11 protein-coding genes are annotated in these 19245 nt (G+C 73.3%); 5 read left to right on the plus strand and 6 right to left on the minus strand.

Annotation, left to right across the window (positions count from 1 at the left end; translation table 11 throughout):
• Positions 1-31: 31 nt before the first annotated feature.
• On the plus strand, positions 32-1006 hold the full coding sequence (locus tag FB380_RS11860) for a tetratricopeptide repeat protein (RefSeq protein ID WP_166755219.1): 975 nt from the start codon (positions 32-34) through the stop codon (positions 1004-1006).
• Between the two features lie 97 nt (positions 1007-1103).
• Here the strand turns inward: FB380_RS11860 and FB380_RS11865 are convergent, their stop codons facing one another.
• From FB380_RS11865 to FB380_RS11885, 5 genes are all read right to left on the minus strand, one after another.
• Positions 1104-2540, minus strand: coding sequence for a neutral zinc metallopeptidase (locus tag FB380_RS11865; RefSeq protein ID WP_166755220.1), 1437 nt, complete (start codon positions 2538-2540; stop codon positions 1104-1106).
• Positions 2541-2698: 158 nt separating this feature from the next.
• Positions 2699-5881 carry a 1,4-alpha-glucan branching protein GlgB gene (glgB, locus tag FB380_RS11870; RefSeq protein WP_208382825.1) on the minus strand — a complete coding sequence of 1061 codons (3183 nt, stop codon included), beginning with the start codon at positions 5879-5881 and terminating at the stop codon, positions 2699-2701.
• Positions 5882-5987: 106 nt separating this feature from the next.
• A complete protein-coding gene (locus FB380_RS11875; RefSeq protein WP_166755221.1) occupies positions 5988-7355 on the minus strand; it encodes a maltokinase N-terminal cap-like domain-containing protein in 1368 nt (455 codons plus the stop codon).
• Positions 7355-9217, minus strand: a complete 1863-nt coding sequence (gene treS, locus FB380_RS11880; protein WP_188959601.1) for a maltose alpha-D-glucosyltransferase — start codon at positions 9215-9217, stop codon at positions 7355-7357. The genes FB380_RS11875 and treS overlap by 1 nt, the downstream gene beginning before the upstream one ends.
• A 90-nt stretch (positions 9218-9307) precedes the next feature.
• Positions 9308-11314 carry an alpha-1,4-glucan--maltose-1-phosphate maltosyltransferase gene (locus FB380_RS11885; RefSeq protein WP_166755222.1) on the minus strand — a complete coding sequence of 669 codons (2007 nt, stop codon included), beginning with the start codon at positions 11312-11314 and terminating at the stop codon, positions 9308-9310.
• A 160-nt stretch (positions 11315-11474) separates the two neighbouring features.
• Here FB380_RS11885 and glgP point away from each other — a divergent pair, with 160 nt between their 5' ends.
• A complete protein-coding gene (glgP, locus tag FB380_RS11890; protein ID WP_166755223.1) occupies positions 11475-14024 on the plus strand; it encodes an alpha-glucan family phosphorylase in 2550 nt (849 codons plus the stop codon).
• A 156-nt stretch (positions 14025-14180) separates the two neighbouring features.
• The gene (locus FB380_RS11895; protein ID WP_166755224.1) at positions 14181-15149 is read left to right on the plus strand and encodes an FHA domain-containing protein; all 969 of its coding nucleotides are present in this window, start codon (positions 14181-14183) and stop codon (positions 15147-15149) included.
• A gap of 228 nt (positions 15150-15377) precedes the next feature.
• Here the strand turns inward: FB380_RS11895 and glgX are convergent, their stop codons facing one another.
• Positions 15378-17516, minus strand: a complete 2139-nt coding sequence (glgX, locus tag FB380_RS11900) for a glycogen debranching protein GlgX (protein ID WP_166755225.1) — start codon at positions 17514-17516, stop codon at positions 15378-15380.
• Between the two features lie 63 nt (positions 17517-17579).
• Between glgX and FB380_RS11905 the strand changes: the two genes are divergently transcribed.
• Together FB380_RS11905 and FB380_RS11910 are read left to right on the plus strand one after the other, a co-directional pair.
• Positions 17580-18380, plus strand: a complete 801-nt coding sequence (locus tag FB380_RS11905) for an ABC transporter ATP-binding protein (RefSeq protein ID WP_166755226.1) — start codon at positions 17580-17582, stop codon at positions 18378-18380.
• Between the two features lie 56 nt (positions 18381-18436).
• A complete protein-coding gene (locus tag FB380_RS11910) occupies positions 18437-19222 on the plus strand; it encodes an enoyl-CoA hydratase/isomerase family protein (protein WP_166755227.1) in 786 nt (261 codons plus the stop codon).
• The last annotated feature ends 23 nt before the right edge of the window (positions 19223-19245 follow it).

The raw sequence follows: 19245 nt of genomic DNA on the forward strand, positions 1-19245 counted from the left end.
TGCGGCGCGGGCGGGTGGGATGATCGAGGTCATGCAGCCCAACCGTCCCGCCCGAACCGATCCCCGGGCCGCTGCCCAGCAGGCCCAGATGGCGGCCTCGCTGGCCGGTGCGGTCGACCTCGCCGCCGTGCAGGCGCGCAACGAGGCGGCGGCCCGCGCCGCGGCCGCCCCGCCGCCGAGCGCCACCGCGCCGGCCGGCGCCCCCGGCAGCGCCGTCATCGACGTCACCGAGGCGACCTTCCAGAGCGAGGTCCTCGACCGTTCCTTCCAGGTCCCGGTCGTCCTGGACCTGTGGGCCGAGTGGTGCGGGCCGTGCAAGCAGCTCTCCCCGGTGCTCGAGCGGCTGGCCGCCGAGGGTGCCGGTTCCTGGGTGCTGGCCAAGGTCGACGTGGACGCGAACCCGGCGCTCGCCCAGGGCCTGCGGGTCCAGGGCATCCCGGCGGTCAAGGCCGTCTGGCAGGGGCAGCTGGTCGCCGAGTTCACCGGCGCCATCCCCGAGGAGCAGGCCCGGCAGTTCGTGACCGAGCTGGTCGCCGCCACCTCCGGGGGCGCGGTGCCCGGTGCCGCCGAGGACGACGGTGCGCCGCAGGAGCCGGAGGACCCGCGGCTGGACGCGGCCGAGGCCGCCCTGGACCGTGGTGACCTCGCCGCCGCCGAGGCGGCCTACCAGGCGATCCTGGAGACCGAGCCGGAGCACCCGGTGGCCGGGCTGGCGCTGCGTCAGGTCCAGCTGTTCCGCCGGGCCGAGGAGGCCGGGCCGGACGCGCTGGCCGCCGCCCAGGCCGCGCCCGACGACATCGCCGCGCAGACCCGGGCCGCAGACTTCCTGCTCGGCACCGGCGACGTCGACGCCGCCTTCGGCTGGCTGCTCGACGTCGTGCGGCGCACCGCGGGCGAGGAGCGCGACGCCGCCCGCCAGCACCTGGTCGAGCTGTTCGGGATCGTGGGCGACGAGGACCCGCGCGTCGGCCCGGCCCGCCGGGCCCTGATGACCGCCCTGTTCTAGAAGGACCCCACTGCCCCCCCACCGCTCGCGAGCTCGCGGTGGGCCCCTGCGGCGGGGCCGTCGGCTGGGCCCGCTGCAGGGCCTGGCCGGCGGTGGCTCAGGCGCCGATGTCGCAGGCGGCCAGGCCGTCGACGACCCCGCTGCGGAAGACGTCGACCAGCTGGAACCCGGTCAGCTGGACGTCGGGCAGCACGGCGGGGTCGGTGGCGTGCTCGAGCAGGAACGAGACGCTCTCGTCGGCGTCGCCGGGGGAGATGCTGAGCACCGTGGTCTCGGCGCCCAGCACGGCGGAGGTGAAGGCGCCGGACAGGCAGACGGCGGACCGCACGGCGGCCTGGCCGTCGACCGGCAGCCCCAGCTGGTCGCGGGCGGCGAGCGCGTAGGGGATGGCCACCGCGGTCAGGACGGCGTAGTCCCCGCCCTGCTCGGCGGCGTACAGCGGCAGGGTGAGGTCGACCTCGTCGTAGCGGACGGTCGCGTCGGCGGGGCAGTAGAGCAGGTCGAGGTCGGTGTCCTCGCCGGCGCAGTCCGGGGCCTCGCCGGAGAACGGTTCGACGTCGGGCGGGGTGAACTCCTCGCCCAGCTGGTCGAAGGCCAGTTGCCAGAACTCACCGAGCCCGTCGGGCACGAACTCCTCGACCGTCTGCTCGTAGGGCGCGTCGCCGCCGGTGGCGAAGTCGAGGTCGCTCTGGAAGGCGCTCTGCGTGAACGCCCGGGTGGCGTCGAAGTCGTCCCGGCAGGCCGCGGGGCCGTCGTCGAACCCCTGCTGGAACGCCGACACCCGGTCGAAGTAGGAGCCGTGCGCCTGGCCCTCGTAGGCGCCGGTGCCGACCGGGTCGCGCAGCAGCAGGTAGCCGCGCAGCACGTCGTCCAGCTCACCGGGCCGGATCGAGTCGTACGCGGCGTTGCCCTCGGCGACCCACGCCGTCCAGGCGCCGGCGAAGCAGTCGGCCTGGGTCTCGATGTTGATCGACCGTTCCACGGGGTAGCCGACCCGGCCCTGGACCGCGTGCCCGAACTCGTGCGCCATCACCAGGGCCGGGATGAACCGGCCGTACCCCTCGCCGCCGCCGGTGCCGAAGGCCAGCGCGCCGAGGAACGCGCGGTCGTACTGGATGGCGTCGCCGTTGGGGTACTCGGCACCCGGACCGCAGTAGAAGGCGTTGTCGACGACGGCGTCCGGGGTCTCCCCGCAGCCGATCTGCCCGTTCGGGTATTGCGCCGGGTCGAGGGCGCCCGGGTCGACGGAGTAGTAGCCGCCGGTCAGCGTGGTGAAGTCCTGCCCGAACGTCGGGACGAACTGCCCGGTCCAGTAGCTGTTGAGGTCGGCGAGCGCGTTGCGGGCGATCCGGTCGACCTCGTCGTCGGTCGCGCCGATGATCGGGAACTCCGCGGCCGGGACGTCGCCCTGGGGCCCGGCCACCGGGCTCGCGCGCCCCTCGATCAGGGTCACCGCGCAGCCGGACAGCACGGCCGACCCGAGGAGCGCACCCGCGACGGCGACGGCGAGACGCCGTCGGGGCGTGGAGGTCATGGGTTCCCGATCCGTTCCGGCCGCCCGCGGCGGCAGCACCGCCGTCCATCCTGCCGGACCGTGCCGTCCCCGGCAGGCAGGGAACACCGGCCGGGCCGCCGGACGGACGACGGGGCGGGGACCCTAGCAGGTCCCCGCCCCGTCGTCCGTCGATCACCTCAGCGCTCGGTCGGCTCCAGCCCGCTGCCCGGGCCCTCGGCCGCGCCGGACGCCTCGGCCGCGGCGATCTCTGCCTGGTCGGCCGGTGCACCCTCGTCGGGGAGCTCGGGCTCCGGGCCCTCGTGCACGAACCACACGGTGGCCAGCGGCGGGGCGGTCAGCGTCGCCGACCACGGCTGCCCGTGCCAGGAATCCGCGACGGCCTCGATGCCGCCGAGGTTGCCCACCCCGGAGCCGCCGTAGCCCTCGAAGTCGGTGTTGATCACCTCGCGCCAGCGTCCGCCGCGGGGCAGCCCGATCCGGTACTGCTCGTGCGGCTGGCCGGAGAAGTTGACCACGCAGGCCAGCAGCTGCCCGCCCTTGCCCACGCGCAGGAAGGTGAGGGTGTTGCCCCCGGCGTCGTTGGCGTCGATCCACTGGAAGCCGGCCGGGTCGACGTCCTGGCTCCAGAGCGCCTCGCTGTCCCGGTAGACCGTGTTGAGGTCGGTCACCAGCTCCAGCACGCCGCGGTGCGCCGGGTCGTCGAGGTGCCACCAGTCCAGCGACCGGCTCTCCGCCCACTCCGACAGCTGCCCGAACTCCGAGCCCATGAACAGCAGCTGCTTGCCGGGGTGGGCCCACATGTAGCCGAGGTAGGCGCGCAGGTTGGCCAGCTGCTGCCAGCGGTCGCCGGGCATCTTGCCCAGCATCGAGCCCTTGCCGTACACGACCTCGTCGTGACTGATCGGCAGGACGTAGTTCTCCGAGTACGCGTAGACCATGGAGAACGTCAGCTGGCCGTGGTGGTAGCTGCGGTAGACCGGCTGGTTGGCCATGTAGCCCAGCGAGTCGTGCATCCAGCCCATGTTCCACTTGAAGCCGAAGCCCAGGCCGCCGAGGTACGTGGGGCGGGTGACGCCCGGCCACGCGGTCGACTCCTCGGCGATGGTGATGACGCCGGGCACCTCGCGGTAGACGGTGGCGTTCATCTCCTGCAGGAACGCCACGGCGTCCAGGTTCTCCCGGCCGCCGTACTGGTTGGGCGTCCACTCGCCGTCGTTGCGCGAGTAGTCCAGGTAGAGCATCGAGGCGACAGCGTCGACCCGGATGCCGTCGATGTGGAACTCCTGCGCCCAGAACAGCGCGTTGGCGACCAGGAAGTTGCGCACCTCGGCGCGGCCGAAGTCGAACACGTAGGTGCCCCAGTCCGGCTGCTCACCGCGGCGCGGGTCGGCGTGCTCGTACAGCGGCGTGCCGTCGAAGCGGGCCAGCGCCCAGTCGTCCTTGGGGAAGTGCGCGGGCACCCAGTCGACGATGACGCCGATGCCGGCCTGGTGGGCGGCGTCGATCAGGTACCGCAGGTCGTCGGGGGAGCCGAAGCGCGACGTCGGGGCGTAGTAGGAGGTCACCTGGTAGCCCCACGAGCCACCGAAGGGGTGCTCGGCCAGCGGCATGAACTCCAGGTGGGTGAACCCGGCGTCCTTCACGTAGGCGACCAGCTCGTCGGCCATCTCGCGGTAGGAGAGGCCCTGCCGCCAGGACGCCGCGTGGACCTCGTAGACGCTCATCGGCCGCTCGTGCCACTTGGCCTCGGCGCGCTGGGCCAGCCACTCGGCGTCGTTCCACTCGTGGGTGGAGGCGGTCACGACCGAGGCGTTGGCCGGGGGCACCTCGGTGGCGAAGGCCATCGGGTCGCTCTTGACCCGCCACTGCCCGTCGGCACCGAGCACGTGGAAGCGGTACCGGGTGCCGACCTGCGCGCCGGGCACGAAGATCTCCCAGACGCCGGAGGAGCCCAGCGACCGCATCGGGTAGGCGCGGGCCTGCCAGTAGTCGAAGTCGCCGGTGACCTTCACGCCCCGGGCGTTGGGCGCCCAGACGGCGAAGGAGACGCCGTCCACGCGGCCACCGGGGGTGTCGTAGCCGATCACGTGCGCACCGAGGACGGTCCACAGCTTCTCGTGCCGGCCCTCGCGGATGAGGTGCTGGTCGAGCTGGCCCAGGGTGGGCAGCCAGCGGTACGGGTCGTCGACGGTGAAGGTGTCGGTGCCGCCCTGCCCGTTCGGGTAGACGACCTCGATCCGGTAGTCGCCGGGCTGCTGGGGGAGCCGGGCCTCGAAGACGCCGCCGCGGAAGACCTGGCGGGCCTCGTAGCGGCTGCCGTCCTGGTCGACGACGGCGACGGCCTCGGCGTCCGGGCGCAGCGTGCGCACGGCCCAGCCGTCCGCCACGCGGTGCGCGCCGAGCACGCTGTGCGGGTCGAAGGACCAGCCGTCGACGACCGCGGCCAGCTGCTCCTGGCTCACCTCGGAGGGCGACGGGGTGGCCTCGGCGGGGACCGAGGTGCTGACCGGGGCCTCGCCCTCGGGGAGCGCGTCGACCAGTCCGGCGGCCTCCGGCTCGGGCGCCTCGTCCGGTGCCGGCGGCAGGTCCACGACCTCGCTGGTGGCCAGGTCGGCGGTGGTGACCGCCGCACCGGCCTGGTCGGCGGGGGCCGGGGCGGAGGGGCTGTCGGACGAGGGGCTGTCGGCCGAGCCGGTCCCGGTGGCCTCCGTCCCGGTGACGGCGGGCTCAGCGGGGACGGTGTCCGGAGCGATCTCGGCGCCGGGCTCGGAGGCCGTCTCCGCGGGGGAGTGGCCGCCGGTGCCGGCGTGCTCGCCGCTCTCGGGCGCCTGCGGGGTGCTCGGCTCGGCCGGGTCGGGGCTGGGCGGCTCCGGCTGGGGAGCGGAGGGGGCCGTCGGGTCGCCCGGCTCGGCGATGGGCGCCGGCGCGATCACCGGTGCGGCGGTGACCTTCTTGGTCGCCTTCCGCGGTGCCCGCTTGACCGGCGCGTCGCCGGCCTCGGCCGGTGCGGCCTTCTTCGCCGTCCGCTTGGCCGTCGTGCGGGCCGCCGGCGCGGACTCCGCCGCCGTGGTGCTCAGCTGGTCACCGTCGGGCGCCTCGGCGGCCGCCGCGGTCCGCGCGGAGGCCTCGCGGGCGGTGGTCTTCTTGGCGGGGGCCTCGGCCGCGGCCTTCTTCGCCGGCGCCTTCTTGGCGGCGGCCTTGCGCGTGGCCTTCTTGGCCGGGGCGGGCGGGGTGTCGGCCTCGCTGGCCTCACGGACCCCCTCGGTGATCTCCTCGACCCGGCGCATGAGCTCGGCCTTGTCGGCGGGCTCGCTGCTGGTGTCCGTGCCCGGAGGGGTGCTGGCGTCGTCGGTGCTCATCGGTGGTCCTTCCAGGTCTGTCTGGTCGTCGTGCTGGTCGTCCGGTCCGGCCCCTGTGCCGGGTCCCGCCGCACGCGTGTGCGCGGTGGGGGCAGCGGGGCCTCCTTCAGTTGCCGGCGGCCAGCCGGGACAGCGAACTGAGCGGGATCATCAGCCAGTGCGGCCGGTTGCGCGCCTCGTACACACACTCGTACACCGCCTTGTCGGCCTCGAAGGCCCGCAGCAGTGCGGAGTCGCTGGACAGGGTGATGCCCCCGGCGGCGGAGTAGCCCGCGCAGAAGGCGTGCCGGTTGCGCTCGGCCCACTCCTGCGCCCGGTAGGCCCGCTGCGGGTCGTCGGGCTGCTCGACCAGCATGTGCCGGGCGGCGTAGTCGAAGGAGCGGAGCATCCCCGCGACGTCCCGCAGCGGGGTGTCCAGCTCGCGTCGCTCGGCCAGCGGCCGGGCCGGCTCGCCCTCGAAGTCCAGGACGATCCAGCCAGTCGTCGTCCGCAGCACCTGACCCAGGTGGAGGTCGCCGTGCACCCGCTGGCGCACGACCGGCTCGGTCGTGTCGGCGACGGCGGCGTACAGGCTGCGCAGCCCGTCGGCGTGCTCGGCGAGGTCGGGGACGACCGCCAGGGCCGCCTCCAGCCGGGCGGTCATCTGCCCGGCGACGGTGGCGTACCAGTCGCGGTCGGCCGGCTCGGTCGGGAGGACCCGGGCGAGGTCGGCGTGGACCGAGGCGGTCGCCTCGCCCAGCCGCTCGCTCTCCCCGGCGAAGTCGCCGCCGACCTCGTCGGCGTGCAGGTCGGCCTCGGCGTACAGGTCCCGGACGCTGGAGGTGGCCAGCCGCCACCCGTCGCTGGCGTTGGGGACGAAGGTCTGCAGCATGGCCACGGTGGCCGGCTCCAGCCCCTGCGGGTCGTCGATCTCGATGTACCCGAGCAACCCGGCGATGTGCTGGTTCTCCGCCTGCCGCAGTGCGTCGTGGATCTCCACGTCGGGGTTGAGCCCGGGCTCGAGCCGGCGGAACAGCTTGAGGATCGCGGTCTCGCCGTAGACCAGCGAGGTGTTGCTCTGCTCGGTGGAGATCACGTCGCCCGGCAGGCCCTCGGGGATGTAGGCCACGCCGGCCGGGTGGAAGCGCATCGGGCCGACGGTGGAGGCCGCCACGAGGTGGGTCAGCCACGGCACGGTCGCGTCCCGGTCCCGCATGGCGTCGTAGGCGTAGTTCTCGCCCTGGGACCCCGACACTGCGCCGACGAAGGCCGTGGAGAGCTCCTCGGCCGGGGCGCTGCGCCAGGACAGCGGCACCAGGTAGGTGTCACTGGCCCCGTCGGTGTACTCGACCCGCACCCGGTGCACCGAGAGCGCCGGGTCGGACTGGTCGAGGAAGAAGCCCTCCTCGGTCACCCCGGCCCACTCGCGGCCCTTGCCGCCGAACCAGCGCTGACCGGGCATCCAGTCGGCCAGCATGTCGGTCAGAGCGCTCATCAGGACTCTCCGTGGGTCGTGGTCGTCGGGGCCTCGGCACCGAGGCCGCCGGTGCCGGCGGTGGTGTCGGCGGGGCCGACCACCCCGGCGTCGAGCAGCGACTGCGCCACGCTGCTGCTGGCGGTGGTCTCCCAGTCCTCCTCCTCCTCGCCCGCCGGGGCGGTGGGCTTGGAGAGCTCGAACCAGTAGAAGCCGTGGCCGCCGAGGGTGAGCATGTAGGGCAGGACGCCGATCTGCGGGAACTGCACCCGCCCGGTCAGCTCGACCGGGGTGTAGCCCTCGAAGCGGCGGAGGTCGAGCTCCACCGGCTGCGGGAACCGGGACAGGTTGTTGACGCAGAGCACGACGTCGTCCCCGAACTCGCGCACGAAGGACAGCACCGTGGGGTTGCGTGAGCCGATCTCGGTGAAGCTGCCGACGCCGAAGGTCGGGTGCTGCTTGCGCACCGCGATCATCGTGCGGATCCAGTTCAGCAACGAGTTGGAGTTCCGCAGCTGGGCCTCGACGTTGGTGACCTGGAAGCCGTACTCCGGGTCGGCCACCAGCGGCAGGTGCATCCGCTGCGGGTCGGCGGTGGAGAACCCGCCGTTGCGGTCGGGGGTCCACTGCATCGGGGTGCGGACGCCGTCCCGGTCACCGAGCCAGATGTTGTCGCCCATGCCGATCTCGTCGCCGTAGTACATGACCGGCGAGCCCGGCAGGGACAGCAGCAGGGCGGTGAAGAGCTCGAGGGTGTCGATGTCGTTCTCGAGCAGGGGCGCCAGCCGCCGGCGGATGCCGATGTTGGCCTTCATCCGGGGGTCCTTGGCGTACTCCCCCCACATGTAGTCCCGCTCCTCGTCGGTGACCATCTCCAGGGTCAGCTCGTCGTGGTTGCGCAGGAAGACGCCCCACTGGCAGTTCTCCGGGATGTCCGGCGTCTGCGCCATGATCTCCGAGATCGGGAACCGCTGCTCCCGGCGCACGGCCATGAACAGGCGCGGCATCACCGGGAAGTGGAAGGCCATCTGGCACTCGTCGCCGTCCTCGCCGAAGTACTCGACGACGTCGGCCGGCCACTGGTTCGCCTCGCACAGCAGGACCCGGTCGGGGTACTCGGCGTCGACGACCTTGCGCACCTTCTTGAGGAACTCGTGGGTGCGCGGGAGGTTCTCGCAGTTGGTCCCCTCCTCCTCGAAGAGGTAGGGGACGGCGTCGAGCCGGAAGCCGTCGATGCCGAGGTCCAGCCAGAAGCGCAGCGCGTCGAGGATCGCCTCCTGCACCTTCGGGTTCTCGAAGTTCAGGTCGGGCTGGTGGCTGAAGAACCGGTGCCAGAAGTACTGCTTGCGCACCGGGTCGAAGGTCCAGTTCGAGCTCTCGGTGTCGACGAAGATGATCCGGGCGTCGGCGTAGCCGGTGTCGTCGTCGGCCCACACGTAGAAGTCGCCGTAGGGCCCGTCGGGGTCGCTGCGGCTGGCCTGGAACCAGGGGTGCTGGTCCGAGGTGTGGTTCATGACGAAGTCGATGATCATCCGCATCCCACGGGAGTGGGCCTCGCCGATGAGCTCCTTGAAGTCCTCGATGTCGCCGAACTCCGGCAGCACCGCGGTGTAGTCGCTGACGTCGTAGCCGCCGTCGCGCAGCGGGGAGGCGAAGAAGGGCGGCAGCCAGAGGCAGTCGACGCCGAGCCACTGCAGGTAGTCGAGCTTGCCGATCATGCCGCGCAGGTCGCCGATGCCGTCGGCGTTGCTGTCGGCGAAGCCGCGGACGAGCACCTCGTAGAAGACGGCGCGCTTGAACCACTCGGGGTCGGTGCCGGGGGCGGGCAGGCCCGACTGCTCACCCGCGCCGGGGATCGACTGTGCAGGGACGGGGAGGGTCATGAGGGGGATTCCTAGAGGTTCAGCTGGGGAGGCGGGCGGGGACCTGCCTGCCGGGGCCGCCGCGAGCGGTGGTGGCAGGCAGGTCCGTCATCACTGCGGCGGGAGGGAGCCGGACACGCTGCGGTGCACGGTGAAGACGTGCGCCGGCTCCCGGTAGGGGTCCAGCTCGACGTAGTTGGCCTGACCCCAGTCGTAGTGGGCGCCGGTGATGTCGTCGGTCACCGAGAAGCGGTCCGACCAGTCCAGGCCCAGGGCGGGCATGTCCAGGGCGGTCGTCCCGATCTGGGTGTAGGTGCTGTTGAGCGACACCACCACCAGCACGCAGTCGTCGGAACCGGGGTCGGTCTTGGAGAAGCAGAGCAGGTTCGGGTTGTCGATCGCGTGGAACCGCAGCGTGCGCAGCTGCTGCAGGGCCGGGTGCGCGCGCCGGATCTCGTTGAGCCGGCGCAGGTAGGGCGCCAGGGTGCGACCGGAGGCCTCGGCGGCGGCCCAGTCACGCGGGCGCAGTTGGAACTTCTCGGTGTCCAGGTACTCCTCGCTGCCCGGCCGCAGCCCGACGTGCTCGAACAGCTCGTACCCGGAGTAGACGCCCCAGGTCGGGCTCATCATCGAGGCCAGCACCGCGCGGATCTTGAACATCGGCGGGCCGCCCACCTGCAGGGACTCGTGCAGGATGTCCGGGGTGTTCACGAAGAAGTTGGGCCGCATGTAGTGCGCGTTGGTCGCCAGCTCGCGGCCGTACTCCTCCAGCTCCCACTTCTCGGTGCGCCAGGTGAAGTAGGTGTAGCTCTGGGTGAAGCCGATCCGCGCCAGCTGGTGCATCATCGCCGGCCGGGTGAACGCCTCGGCCAGGAAGACCACGTCGGGGTCGGTCTTCTTGACCTCCCAGATCAGCCAGTGCCAGAAGTTCAGCGGCTTGGTGTGCGGGTTGTCCACCCGGAACACCCGCACCCCGGCGTCCATCCAGTGCCGCACGACCCGCAGCACCTCGGCGTAGATGCCGTCGGGGTCGTTGTCGAAGTTGATCGGGTAGATGTCCTGGTACTTCTTCGGCGGGTTCTCCGCGTAGGCGATCGTGCCGTCGGGCTTGGTGGTGAACCACTCCGGGTGCGAGGTGACCCAGGGGTGGTCCGGCGCGGCCTGCAGCGCCAGGTCGAGGGCGACCTCCATGCCCAGCCCGCGGGTGCGGCCGACGAAGGCCTTGAAGTCGTCGAGGGTGCCCAGCTGCGGGTGGACGGCGTCGTGGCCGCCCTCGTCGCTGCCGATGGCCCACGGTGAGCCGACGTCGTCCGGCTGCGCCACCAGGGTGTTGTTCTTGCCCTTGCGGTTGACCTTGCCGATCGGGTGGATCGGCGGCAGGTAGACCACGTCGAAGCCCATCTCGGCGATCGCCGGCAGCCGCTCGGCGGCCTGGGCGAACGTCCCGTGCGTCGGGCTGCCGCCGACGACCGGGCCCTCCGAGCGGGGGAAGAACTCGTACCAGGAGCCGTAGAGGGCACGCGACCGGTCGACCCACAGCTCGTGCCGCTGCGACCCGGTGACCAGCCGGCGCACCGGGTGGTCGTGCAGCACCCGCTGCAGCGCGGGGGAGAGGGCGGGGGCGATCCGCGCGGTCAGCTCCAGCGACCCGTCGCGCAGTGCGGCGGCCGCACCGGTGAGCGCGGCACGGTGCTCCTCGGGGGCGGCGGCGGCCACCTCCTCGAGCAGCCGGGCGCCGGACTCCAGGTCGTTGGCCAGCTCGTCGGGGCCCTGGCCGGCCTCGACCTTCACCTCGACGTCGTGGTGCCAGGTGCTCAGCGGGTCGTCCCAGGCCTCGACCTGGTAGGTCCACAGCCCCTCGCGGTCGGGCACGACGGTGGCGGTCCAGCGGTCGGGCTCGGGGCCGTACTTCGTCATCCGCAGCAGCGGCACCGCCGAGGGTTCCTCGCCCGGAGGCGTGAACACCACGTTCGCGGCCACGGCGTCGTGGCCCTCGCGGAAGACGGTGGCGGTGATCGGCAGGTGTTCACCGACCACGGCGCGGGTCGAGAACGACCCGCAGGACACGACGGGGGCGACATCGGAGATGCCGAGGCGGAGGTCAGCGCGGCCAGTCATCGGGGCAACGCTATCCAGATCCCCTGCTGCGCACACGTCGGCGGTGGACGGGCTCAACCGGGAGGGGGAGTGACGGGTGGGGAGGGAGTGGTCCGCGGCGGGTCCGTACCGGCCGTCGTCCCAGGCTCGGCGTGAGCGCCGTCACGCTAGGGTCACCGGGGTGCGAGCCCTCCGCAGACTCACCGTCCGCGCCTCCCTCCCCGAGGCACTGATGCCGCTGTCGCAGCTGGTCACCAACCTGCGCTGGTCCTGGCACCCGGAGACCCGCGACCTCTTCGAGGCGCTGGACCCGGAGCTCTGGGCGAGTTGCGGCGGCGACCCGGTCAAGGTCCTCGGCGAGGTCAGCGCCGAACGGCTGGCGGCGCTGGCCGACGACCCCGGCTTCCTGGAGCAGCTGACGACGGTCGCCGCCGACCTGCGCGAGTACCTGGACGCCCCGCACTGGTACCAGTCGCTGGGCGCCGACGCGCCGGCCACCATCGCCTACTTCTCCGCCGAGTTCGGCATCACCGAGGTCCTGCCGCAGTACTCCGGCGGCCTGGGCATCCTGGCCGGTGACCACCTCAAGGCCGCCTCGGACCTGGGCGTCCCGCTGATCGGGGTGGGCCTGCTCTACCGGTCGGGCTACTTCTCCCAGGGCCTGTCCGCCGACGGCTGGCAGCTGGAGCACTACCCGGCGCTGGACCCGCACGGCCTGCCGCTGAAGCTCGTGCGCGACGCCGACCGCAACGCCGTGGTGATCGCCGTGCCGCTGCCGGAGGGGCGCACGCTGTACGCCCACGTGTACCGCGCCCAGGTCGGCCGGGTGTCGCTGCTGCTGCTCGACAGCGACATCGAGGAGAACAGCCCCGCCGAGCGCGGGGTCACCGACCGGCTCTACGGCGGGGGTGAGGACCACCGGCTCCGCCAGGAGATGCTGCTGGGCATCGGTGGGGTCCGCGCGCTGCGCGCCTACTGCTCGCTGACCGGCACCCCGCCGCCGGAGGTCTTCCACGCCAACGAGGGGCACGCCGGCTTCCAGGGCATCGAGCGGATCCGGGAGCTCACCGAGTCCCACGGCCTGTCCTTCCCCGAGGCGCTCCAGGCGGTGCGCGGCGGCACGGTCTTCACCACCCACACCCCGGTGCCCGCGGGCATCGACCGTTTCCCGAAGGCGCTGATCGAGCGCTACTTCGCCGGCTTCGGCGTCCCCGTCGACCAGCTGCTGCCGCTGGGCGCGGAGGAGGACCCGAGCAAGTTCAACATGGCCCACATGGGGCTGCGGCTGGGGCAGCGGGCCAACGGCGTGAGCGAGCTGCACGGCCACGTCAGCCGGGACATGTTCGGCCCGCTGTGGCCGGGCTTCGACCCCGACGACGTCCCGATCGGGTCGATCACCAACGGGGTGCACGCCCCGACCTGGACCGCGCGCGAGCTGGTGGAGCTGGGCACCCAGACCACCAGCCAGGGCGACCCGCTCGAGGTGGACGGCGAGGTGCACTTCGACGGCGTCGACCGGGTCCCCGCCGCCGAGCTGTGGCGCACCCGCCGGCTGCTCCGCGGCCGGCTGGTCGAGGAGGTGCGCCGCCGGGTGCGGGCGACGGCGCTGTCCCGCGGGGCGGCGGAGGCCGAGCTGGACTGGACCGAGACCGCGTTCGACCCGGACGTGCTGACCATCGGCTTCGCCCGCCGGGTGCCCTCCTACAAGCGGCTCACCCTCATGCTGCGCGACCCGGCGCGGCTCAAGGCCCTGCTGCTGGACGAGGAGCGGCCGGTCCAGCTGGTCATCGCCGGCAAGAGCCACCCGGCCGACGACGGCGGCAAGCAGCTGATCCAGCAGATGGTGAAGTTCGCCGACGACCCGGAGATCCGGCACCGGATCGCCTTCCTGCCCAACTACGACATCGGCATGGCCCGCTACCTGTACTGGGGCTGCGACGTCTGGCTGAACAACCCGCTGCGGCCGCTGGAGGCGTGTGGCACGTCGGGGATGAAGTCCGCGCTCAACGGCGGGCTCAACCTCTCCATCCGCGACGGGTGGTGGGACGAGTGGTTCGACGGCCAGAACGGCTGGGCGATCCCGACCGCCGACGGCGTCGAGGACCCGGAGCGGCGGGACGACGTCGAGGCCCAGGCCATCTACGACCTCCTCCACCGGCAGGTGGTCCCGCGCTTCTACGAGGTCGACGACGAGGGCGTCCCGTCCCGCTGGGTGGAGATGGTCCGGGACACCCTCCGCGAGACCGGGCCGAAGGTGCTGGCCACCCGGATGGTGCGGGACTACGTGCAGCGGCTCTACGTGCCGGCCGCCGGCGCCGCCCGGTCGATGGCCGCCGGCGGCTACGAGCCGGCCCGCGCCGAGGCGGCCTGGCGGGCGAAGCTGCTGGAGCACTGGCCCGGTGTCCGGGTGGCGCACGTGGAGGCGACCGGGGTGGGGGAGACCCCGGAGATCGGTGGCGGCATCGACCTGCGGGCGGAGGTGGAGCTGCCCGGGCTCGCCCCGTCCGACGTGCTGGTCGAGGCGGCCTACGGCCGGGTCGACGACGCCGACGGCCTGCACCAGGTCACCACGCTGGAGCTGCGGCACGACGGTGCGGAGGGCTCGCGGCACTGGTTCACCGGCACCGTGCCGCTGACCCGTACCGGTGCGTTCGGCTACACCGTTCGGGTGCTGCCGCACTCGGCGCACCTGGTGGTCCCCGCGGAGCTCGGGGTCGTCGTCAACGCCTGAGCCGGGCACCCTCGGTGGTCATCCGACCCCGTCGGGTGTCCATCCTGGTGGGGCGGCTGTGGTCGCTGGGGCACGTCGTGCGCAACGGGTCGACGTCGCGGCGTGCCACGCGCCCGCGGGGCACAGGACCACGGTCCGGTCATTAGGCTGGCCGTCATGCCCGACCGCTGTGAGGTCCTCCCCGGAGACTCTGTCGTCGCCCGCCGTGGTGGGGGCCTGCTGTGGGTCGACGCCCCCGGTTCGCCCGCGCTGGTGGCCGCCCTGCACGCCTGTCTGGGGGTCTCCGGCCCCGGCGCCGAACGCGTGCTCGGCGCCGTCGCCGGCCAGGTGTCCCGGCTCGCCGACGGGCCGGCGTCCTTCGCCCTCGTGCTCGCCGACACCTCCGGGGGCACCGGAGCGGGTGTCGCGCTCTGGTCGGGCAAGGGCCAGCCGGCCGTGGACGGCGTCCCGGTCTCCGGCTCCTCGGTCGACGGCTGCACGCTGGCCTCCGGGTTCGCCATCGGCCAGACCCTCTACGTCGGTCCGGGTCAGCCGGCCGCCGCGATGCCGCCGGGCGTCGCCCTCGACCTGGTCGAGGGCACCGTGCCCGGCTCGGGTGCGCTGCTGCAGCTCGCGGCCCCGGCGGCGCCGTCCGTCGCCGTGCCGCCGGCCACCGCGCTGCCCAGCGGCGAGTCCTTCACCGCCGGCTCCGACGCCGGGTTCGGCAACTCGGGCCGGGTCGCCAGCCAGCCGGTCGGCCAGGGCGGCGAGCAGACCGCCTTCTGGCGGCCCGAGCCCCCGGCGGCGCCGGTGCTGCGCTTCGACGACGGCTTGGTCGTCACCGTCGACGAGGACCTGGTGCTCGGTCGCCGTCCCGACGGCCACGACCTGGTGACCACCGGCAACGCCCGGCCGGTGCCGATCGCCGACACCCAGAACGTGCTCTCCTCCGCCCACGCCGCCATCCAGCGCGCCGGCCGGGAGGTCTCCCTGACCGACCTCGGCTCGCTCAACGGCACCCACGTCGCCGGCCCGGAGGCCACCGAGTGGACCCAGCTGGAGCCCGGCGTGCCGCACCCGCTCGCCGACGGCGACCGGCTGCTGCTCGGCTGGACCGTCATCACCTTCGAGCAGGCCGCGGAGTAACCGGAGACCGCTCCGCACACGGCCCCGCCCTCCCCTGGAGGACGGGGCCGTGTCGCGTTCACGACCAGCCGGGGACGAACTCTGCCGCCGAGCTGGTGGCCGGCTCCGCCTGGGGATCGTGAGGAGTGGGGCCCGGAGGGTCCCGCGACCGAGCGACGAAGCGGCTCCGCCCCGCCGGGGACGTCCCCTGGCTGCGGTGCGGCCCGTCAGGGTCGCCAGGTCATCGCCTCAGGCGTGCCGGACCACCCGCATCGCCCAGACGGAGTGGCCGGGCAGCTGCGCCGGGCCCGGCGGCAGCGCGGTCGGCTCGGGCGGGGTGCCGGCCGGGTACTCGGTGGCCAGCACCAGCTCGTAGCCGTCGCCCCAGGGCGCGCCCGGGAGGACGACGTCGATCGGGTCGGGGCCGGCGTGCAGCCAGATCAGCCACGAGTCGTCGAGCACCGGCCGGCCCCGCTCGTCGCGGTGCCGCAGGCCGCGGCCGTCCAGGTACATCCCCAGGGTCTGCAGGCCGGTGTCGAACCAGTCGCTGCTGGTCAGCTGGTGCCCGCCCGGGGCGAACCAGGCCAGGTCCCGGGTGCCGCCGGTGCCGGCGATCTCGGTGCCCTCGAAGAAGGCCTCCTGCCGCAGCACGGGGGAACGCCGCCGCAGCCCCACCAGGGTGGACACGAAGCTCCACAGGTCGGGGTCGATGGCCCCCCAGTCGAGCCAGGAGACCTCGTTGTCCTGGCAGTAGGCGTTGTTGTTGCCACCCTGGGTGCGCCCCAGCTCGTCCCCGGCGGTGAGCATCGGCACCCCGGTCGACAGCAGCAGCGTGGCCAGGTGGTTGCGCACCTGCCGGGCCCGCAGCTCGCGCACCGCCGGGTCGTCGGTGGGGCCCTCGACGCCGCAGTTCCAGTTGCGGTTGTGGCTCTCGCCGTCCCGGTTGTCCTCGCCGTTGGCCTCGTTGCGCTTCTGCTCGTAGGCGACCAGGTCGGCCAGAGTGAACCCGTCGTGGGCGGTGACGAAGTTGACCGAGGCGAAGGGACGGCGGCCGTCGGAGCGGTACAGGTCGGAGGAGCCGGTGAGCCGGTAGGCCAGGTCGCGCACCCCCACCTGCGCGCCGGACCAGACGTCGCGCACGGTGTCCCGGTACTTGCCGTTCCACTCCGTCCAGGGCGGCGGGAAGTTGCCGACCTGGTAGCCGCCCTCACCGACGTCCCACGGCTCGGCGATCAGCTTCACGGTGCTGACCACCGGGTCCTGGTGCACCACGTCGAAGAAGGCCGACAGCCGGTCGACGTCGTGCATCGAGCGGGCCAGGGCGGAGGCGAGGTCGAACCGGAAGCCGTCGACGTGCATCTCGGTGACCCAGTAGCGCAGCGAGTCCATCAGCAGGCCGAGCACGGCCGGCCGGCGGACGTCGAGGGTGTTCCCGCAGCCGGTGTAGTCGGTGTAGCGGGAGCGGTCCTCCCCGTCGAGCCGGTAGTAGCCGCCGTTGTCGATGCCGCGGAAGGACAGGGTCGGCCCGGTGTGGTCGCCCTCGGCGGTGTGGTTGTAGACCACGTCGAGGATCACCTCGATGCCCGCGGCGTGCATCGCCTTGACCATCGCCTTGAACTCGGTGACCTGCTCCCCGCCCGTCCCGGCCGAGCTGTAGGCCGCGTGCGGGGCGAAGTAGCCGAGCGTGTTGTAGCCCCAGTGGTTGGTCAGCCCGCGGCGGAGCAGGTGCGGCTCGCTGACGAAGTGGTGCACCGGCAGCAGCTCCACCGCGGTGACGCCCAGGGACACCAGGTGCTCGACGAACGCCGGGTGGGCCAGGCCCGCGTAGGTGCCGCGCAGCGCCGGGGGGACGTCGGGGTGGCTCATCGTGGCGCTCTTGACGTGCACCTCGTAGATGACCGTGTCGCTCCAGGAGGTGCGCAGCACGTGGTCGCCGTCCCAGGGGAACGAGTCGTGGATGACCACCCCGCGGGGCACGAACGGCGCCGAGTCGGTGGGGTCGGCGGTGGAGTGGTCCTGCGAGGACCAGCCGAACAGGGCGTCGTCCAGCACCAGCTCGCCGTCCACGGCGCGGGCGTAGGGGTCCAGCAGCAGCTTCGCCGGGTTGTACCGGGCGCCCGAGGCGGGGTCGTACGGGCCGTGCACCCGGTAGCCGTAGCGCTGGCCGGGGCCGACGCCGGGCAGCCGGCCGTGCCACACCTGGTGGGTGGTCTCCCGCAGCCGCTGCCGGTGCTCGGTGCCGTCGGGGTCGAACAGGCACAGGTCGACCGCGGACGCGCCGGCCGACCACAGCGCGAAGTTGGTGCCCGTGCCGTCCCAGTGGGCGCCCAGCGGCGCCGCCGAGCCGGGCCAGACCTCCACCGGTCGGTCACTCGTCCATGCGGTCACCCCGGCATCGTGCCCGACGACGGCCCCGAGCCCGGTGACCGCGACGCGCGGCGGGTTGGTTGGATGGCAGGCGTGTGGACTGAGCCGGTCGTCGAGATCCGCGGAGTGGACGTCGTCCGGGGCCAGGCGCACCTGTTGCGCGCGGTCGACTGGACGGTCCGGCCCGACGAGCGCTGGGTGCTGCTGGGCCCCAACGGGGCGGGGAAGACGACGCTGCTGCAGCTGGCCGGCGCGCAGCTGCACCCCTCCCGCGGCGAGGTGGGCATCCTCGGCGAGACGCTCGGGGCGGTCGACGTCTTCGAGCTGCGGCCGCGGATCGGCTTCACCAGTGCGGCGGTGGCGCAGCGGATCGCCCCGGGCGAGCGGGTCGGCGACGTGGTGGTGAGCGCCGGGTACGCCGTCGTCGGCCGCTGGCGGGAGCGCTACGACGTCCACGACCTCACCCGGGCGGCGCTGCTGATGCAGCAGTGGGGCGTGGCCCCGATGGCGCACCGTCCCTTCGGCACCCTGTCGGAGGGCGAGCGCAAGCGCACCCAGATCGCCCGCGCCCTGATGACCGACCCGGAGCTGCTGCTGCTCGACGAGCCCGGCGCCGGGCTGGACCTGGGTGGCCGCGAGGACCTGGTCGCCCGGCTGTCGGACCTGGCCCGCGACCCGAACGCGCCGGCGCAGGTGCTGGTCACCCACCACGTCGAGGAGATCCCGCCGGGGTACACCCACGCCCTGCTGCTGCGCGGGGGCGAGGTGGTCGGGGCCGGCCCGGTGGACGAGGTGCTGACCGGGCCGCTGCTGTCCGAGGCGTTCGGCCTCCCGCTGGACGTGCAGCGCGAGCGCGGGCGGTTCTCCGCCCGGCGCGCGGCCTAGGGTCGGTCGCACCGACCGCCCAGGACACCGACGTCCCGAAGCACACGGAGGCCCGCATGGCAGCACCCGAGTTCGTCACCCTCCAGGTCGAGGACGGCGTCGGCACCATCCGGCTCGACCGGCCGAAGATGAACGCGATCGACGAGCAGCTGCACTGGGAGGTCCGGGCCGCCGCGCTGGAGGCCGGCAAGGACCCGGAGGTCCGGGCCGTCGTCCTCTACGGCGGGGAGCGGGTGTTCGCCGCCGGGGCCGACATCAAGGCGATGTCCCAGCTGACCGGCGCGAGCATGGTCGCCTGGGGCCGGGAGCTCACCTCCTCCTTCACCACGGTCGCCCACATCCCGAAGCCGGTGATCGCCGCCATCACCGGCTACGCCCTCGGCGGCGGCTACGAGCTGGCGTTGTGCGCCGACTTCCGGATCATGGGCCGTGGCGCCAAGGTGGGGCAGCCGGAGATCCAGCTCGGCGTGATCCCGGGTGCCGGCGGCAGCCAGCGGCTGGCCCGGCTGGTCGGCCCGGCCAAGGCCAAGGACCTGGTGTTCACCGGCCGGCACGTGGGCGCCGAGGAGGCGCTGGAGATGGGGCTGGCCGACGCCGTCGTGCCCGACGAGGAGGTCTACGCGACCGCCGTGGCGATGGCCCGCAAGTTCGCCGCCGGCCCGCCGCTGGCGCTGGCCGCGGCGAAGCGGACCATCGACGAGGGCCTGGACGGCAGCCTCGCCGCCGGCCTGGAGCTGGAGAGCCGGCTGTTCGCCGAGCTGTTCGACACCGAGGACCAGGCGACCGGGATGCGCTCGTTCCTGGAGAACGGGCCCGGCAAGGCCACCTTCACCGGCCGCTGACCGCCGCGGGGTCCCGGCGGTGC

The organism is Modestobacter marinus, assembly GCF_011758655.1.
Taxonomy (GTDB): Bacteria; Actinomycetota; Actinomycetes; order Mycobacteriales; family Geodermatophilaceae; genus Modestobacter; species Modestobacter marinus.

What these genes read in the sequence shown, in the direction of transcription:
- FB380_RS11910 (WP_166755227.1), top strand. Translation starts at nt 18,437, where the DNA reads ATGGCAGCACCCGAGTTCGTCACCCTCCAGGTCGAGGACGGCGTCGGC.
- FB380_RS11885 (WP_166755222.1), bottom strand. Translation starts at nt 11,314, where the DNA reads ATGACTGGCCGCGCTGACCTCCGCCTCGGCATCTCCGATGTCGCCCCC.
- FB380_RS11905 (WP_166755226.1), top strand. Translation starts at nt 17,580, where the DNA reads ATGGCAGGCGTGTGGACTGAGCCGGTCGTCGAGATCCGCGGAGTGGAC.
- treS (WP_188959601.1), bottom strand. Translation starts at nt 9,217, where the DNA reads ATGACCCTCCCCGTCCCTGCACAGTCGATCCCCGGCGCGGGTGAGCAG.
- FB380_RS11895 (WP_166755224.1), top strand. Translation starts at nt 14,181, where the DNA reads ATGCCCGACCGCTGTGAGGTCCTCCCCGGAGACTCTGTCGTCGCCCGC.
- FB380_RS11865 (WP_166755220.1), bottom strand. Translation starts at nt 2,540, where the DNA reads ATGACCTCCACGCCCCGACGGCGTCTCGCCGTCGCCGTCGCGGGTGCG.
- FB380_RS11860 (WP_166755219.1), top strand. Translation starts at nt 32, where the DNA reads ATGCAGCCCAACCGTCCCGCCCGAACCGATCCCCGGGCCGCTGCCCAG.
- FB380_RS11875 (WP_166755221.1), bottom strand. Translation starts at nt 7,355, where the DNA reads ATGAGCGCTCTGACCGACATGCTGGCCGACTGGATGCCCGGTCAGCGC.
- glgB (WP_208382825.1), bottom strand. Translation starts at nt 5,881, where the DNA reads ATGAGCACCGACGACGCCAGCACCCCTCCGGGCACGGACACCAGCAGC.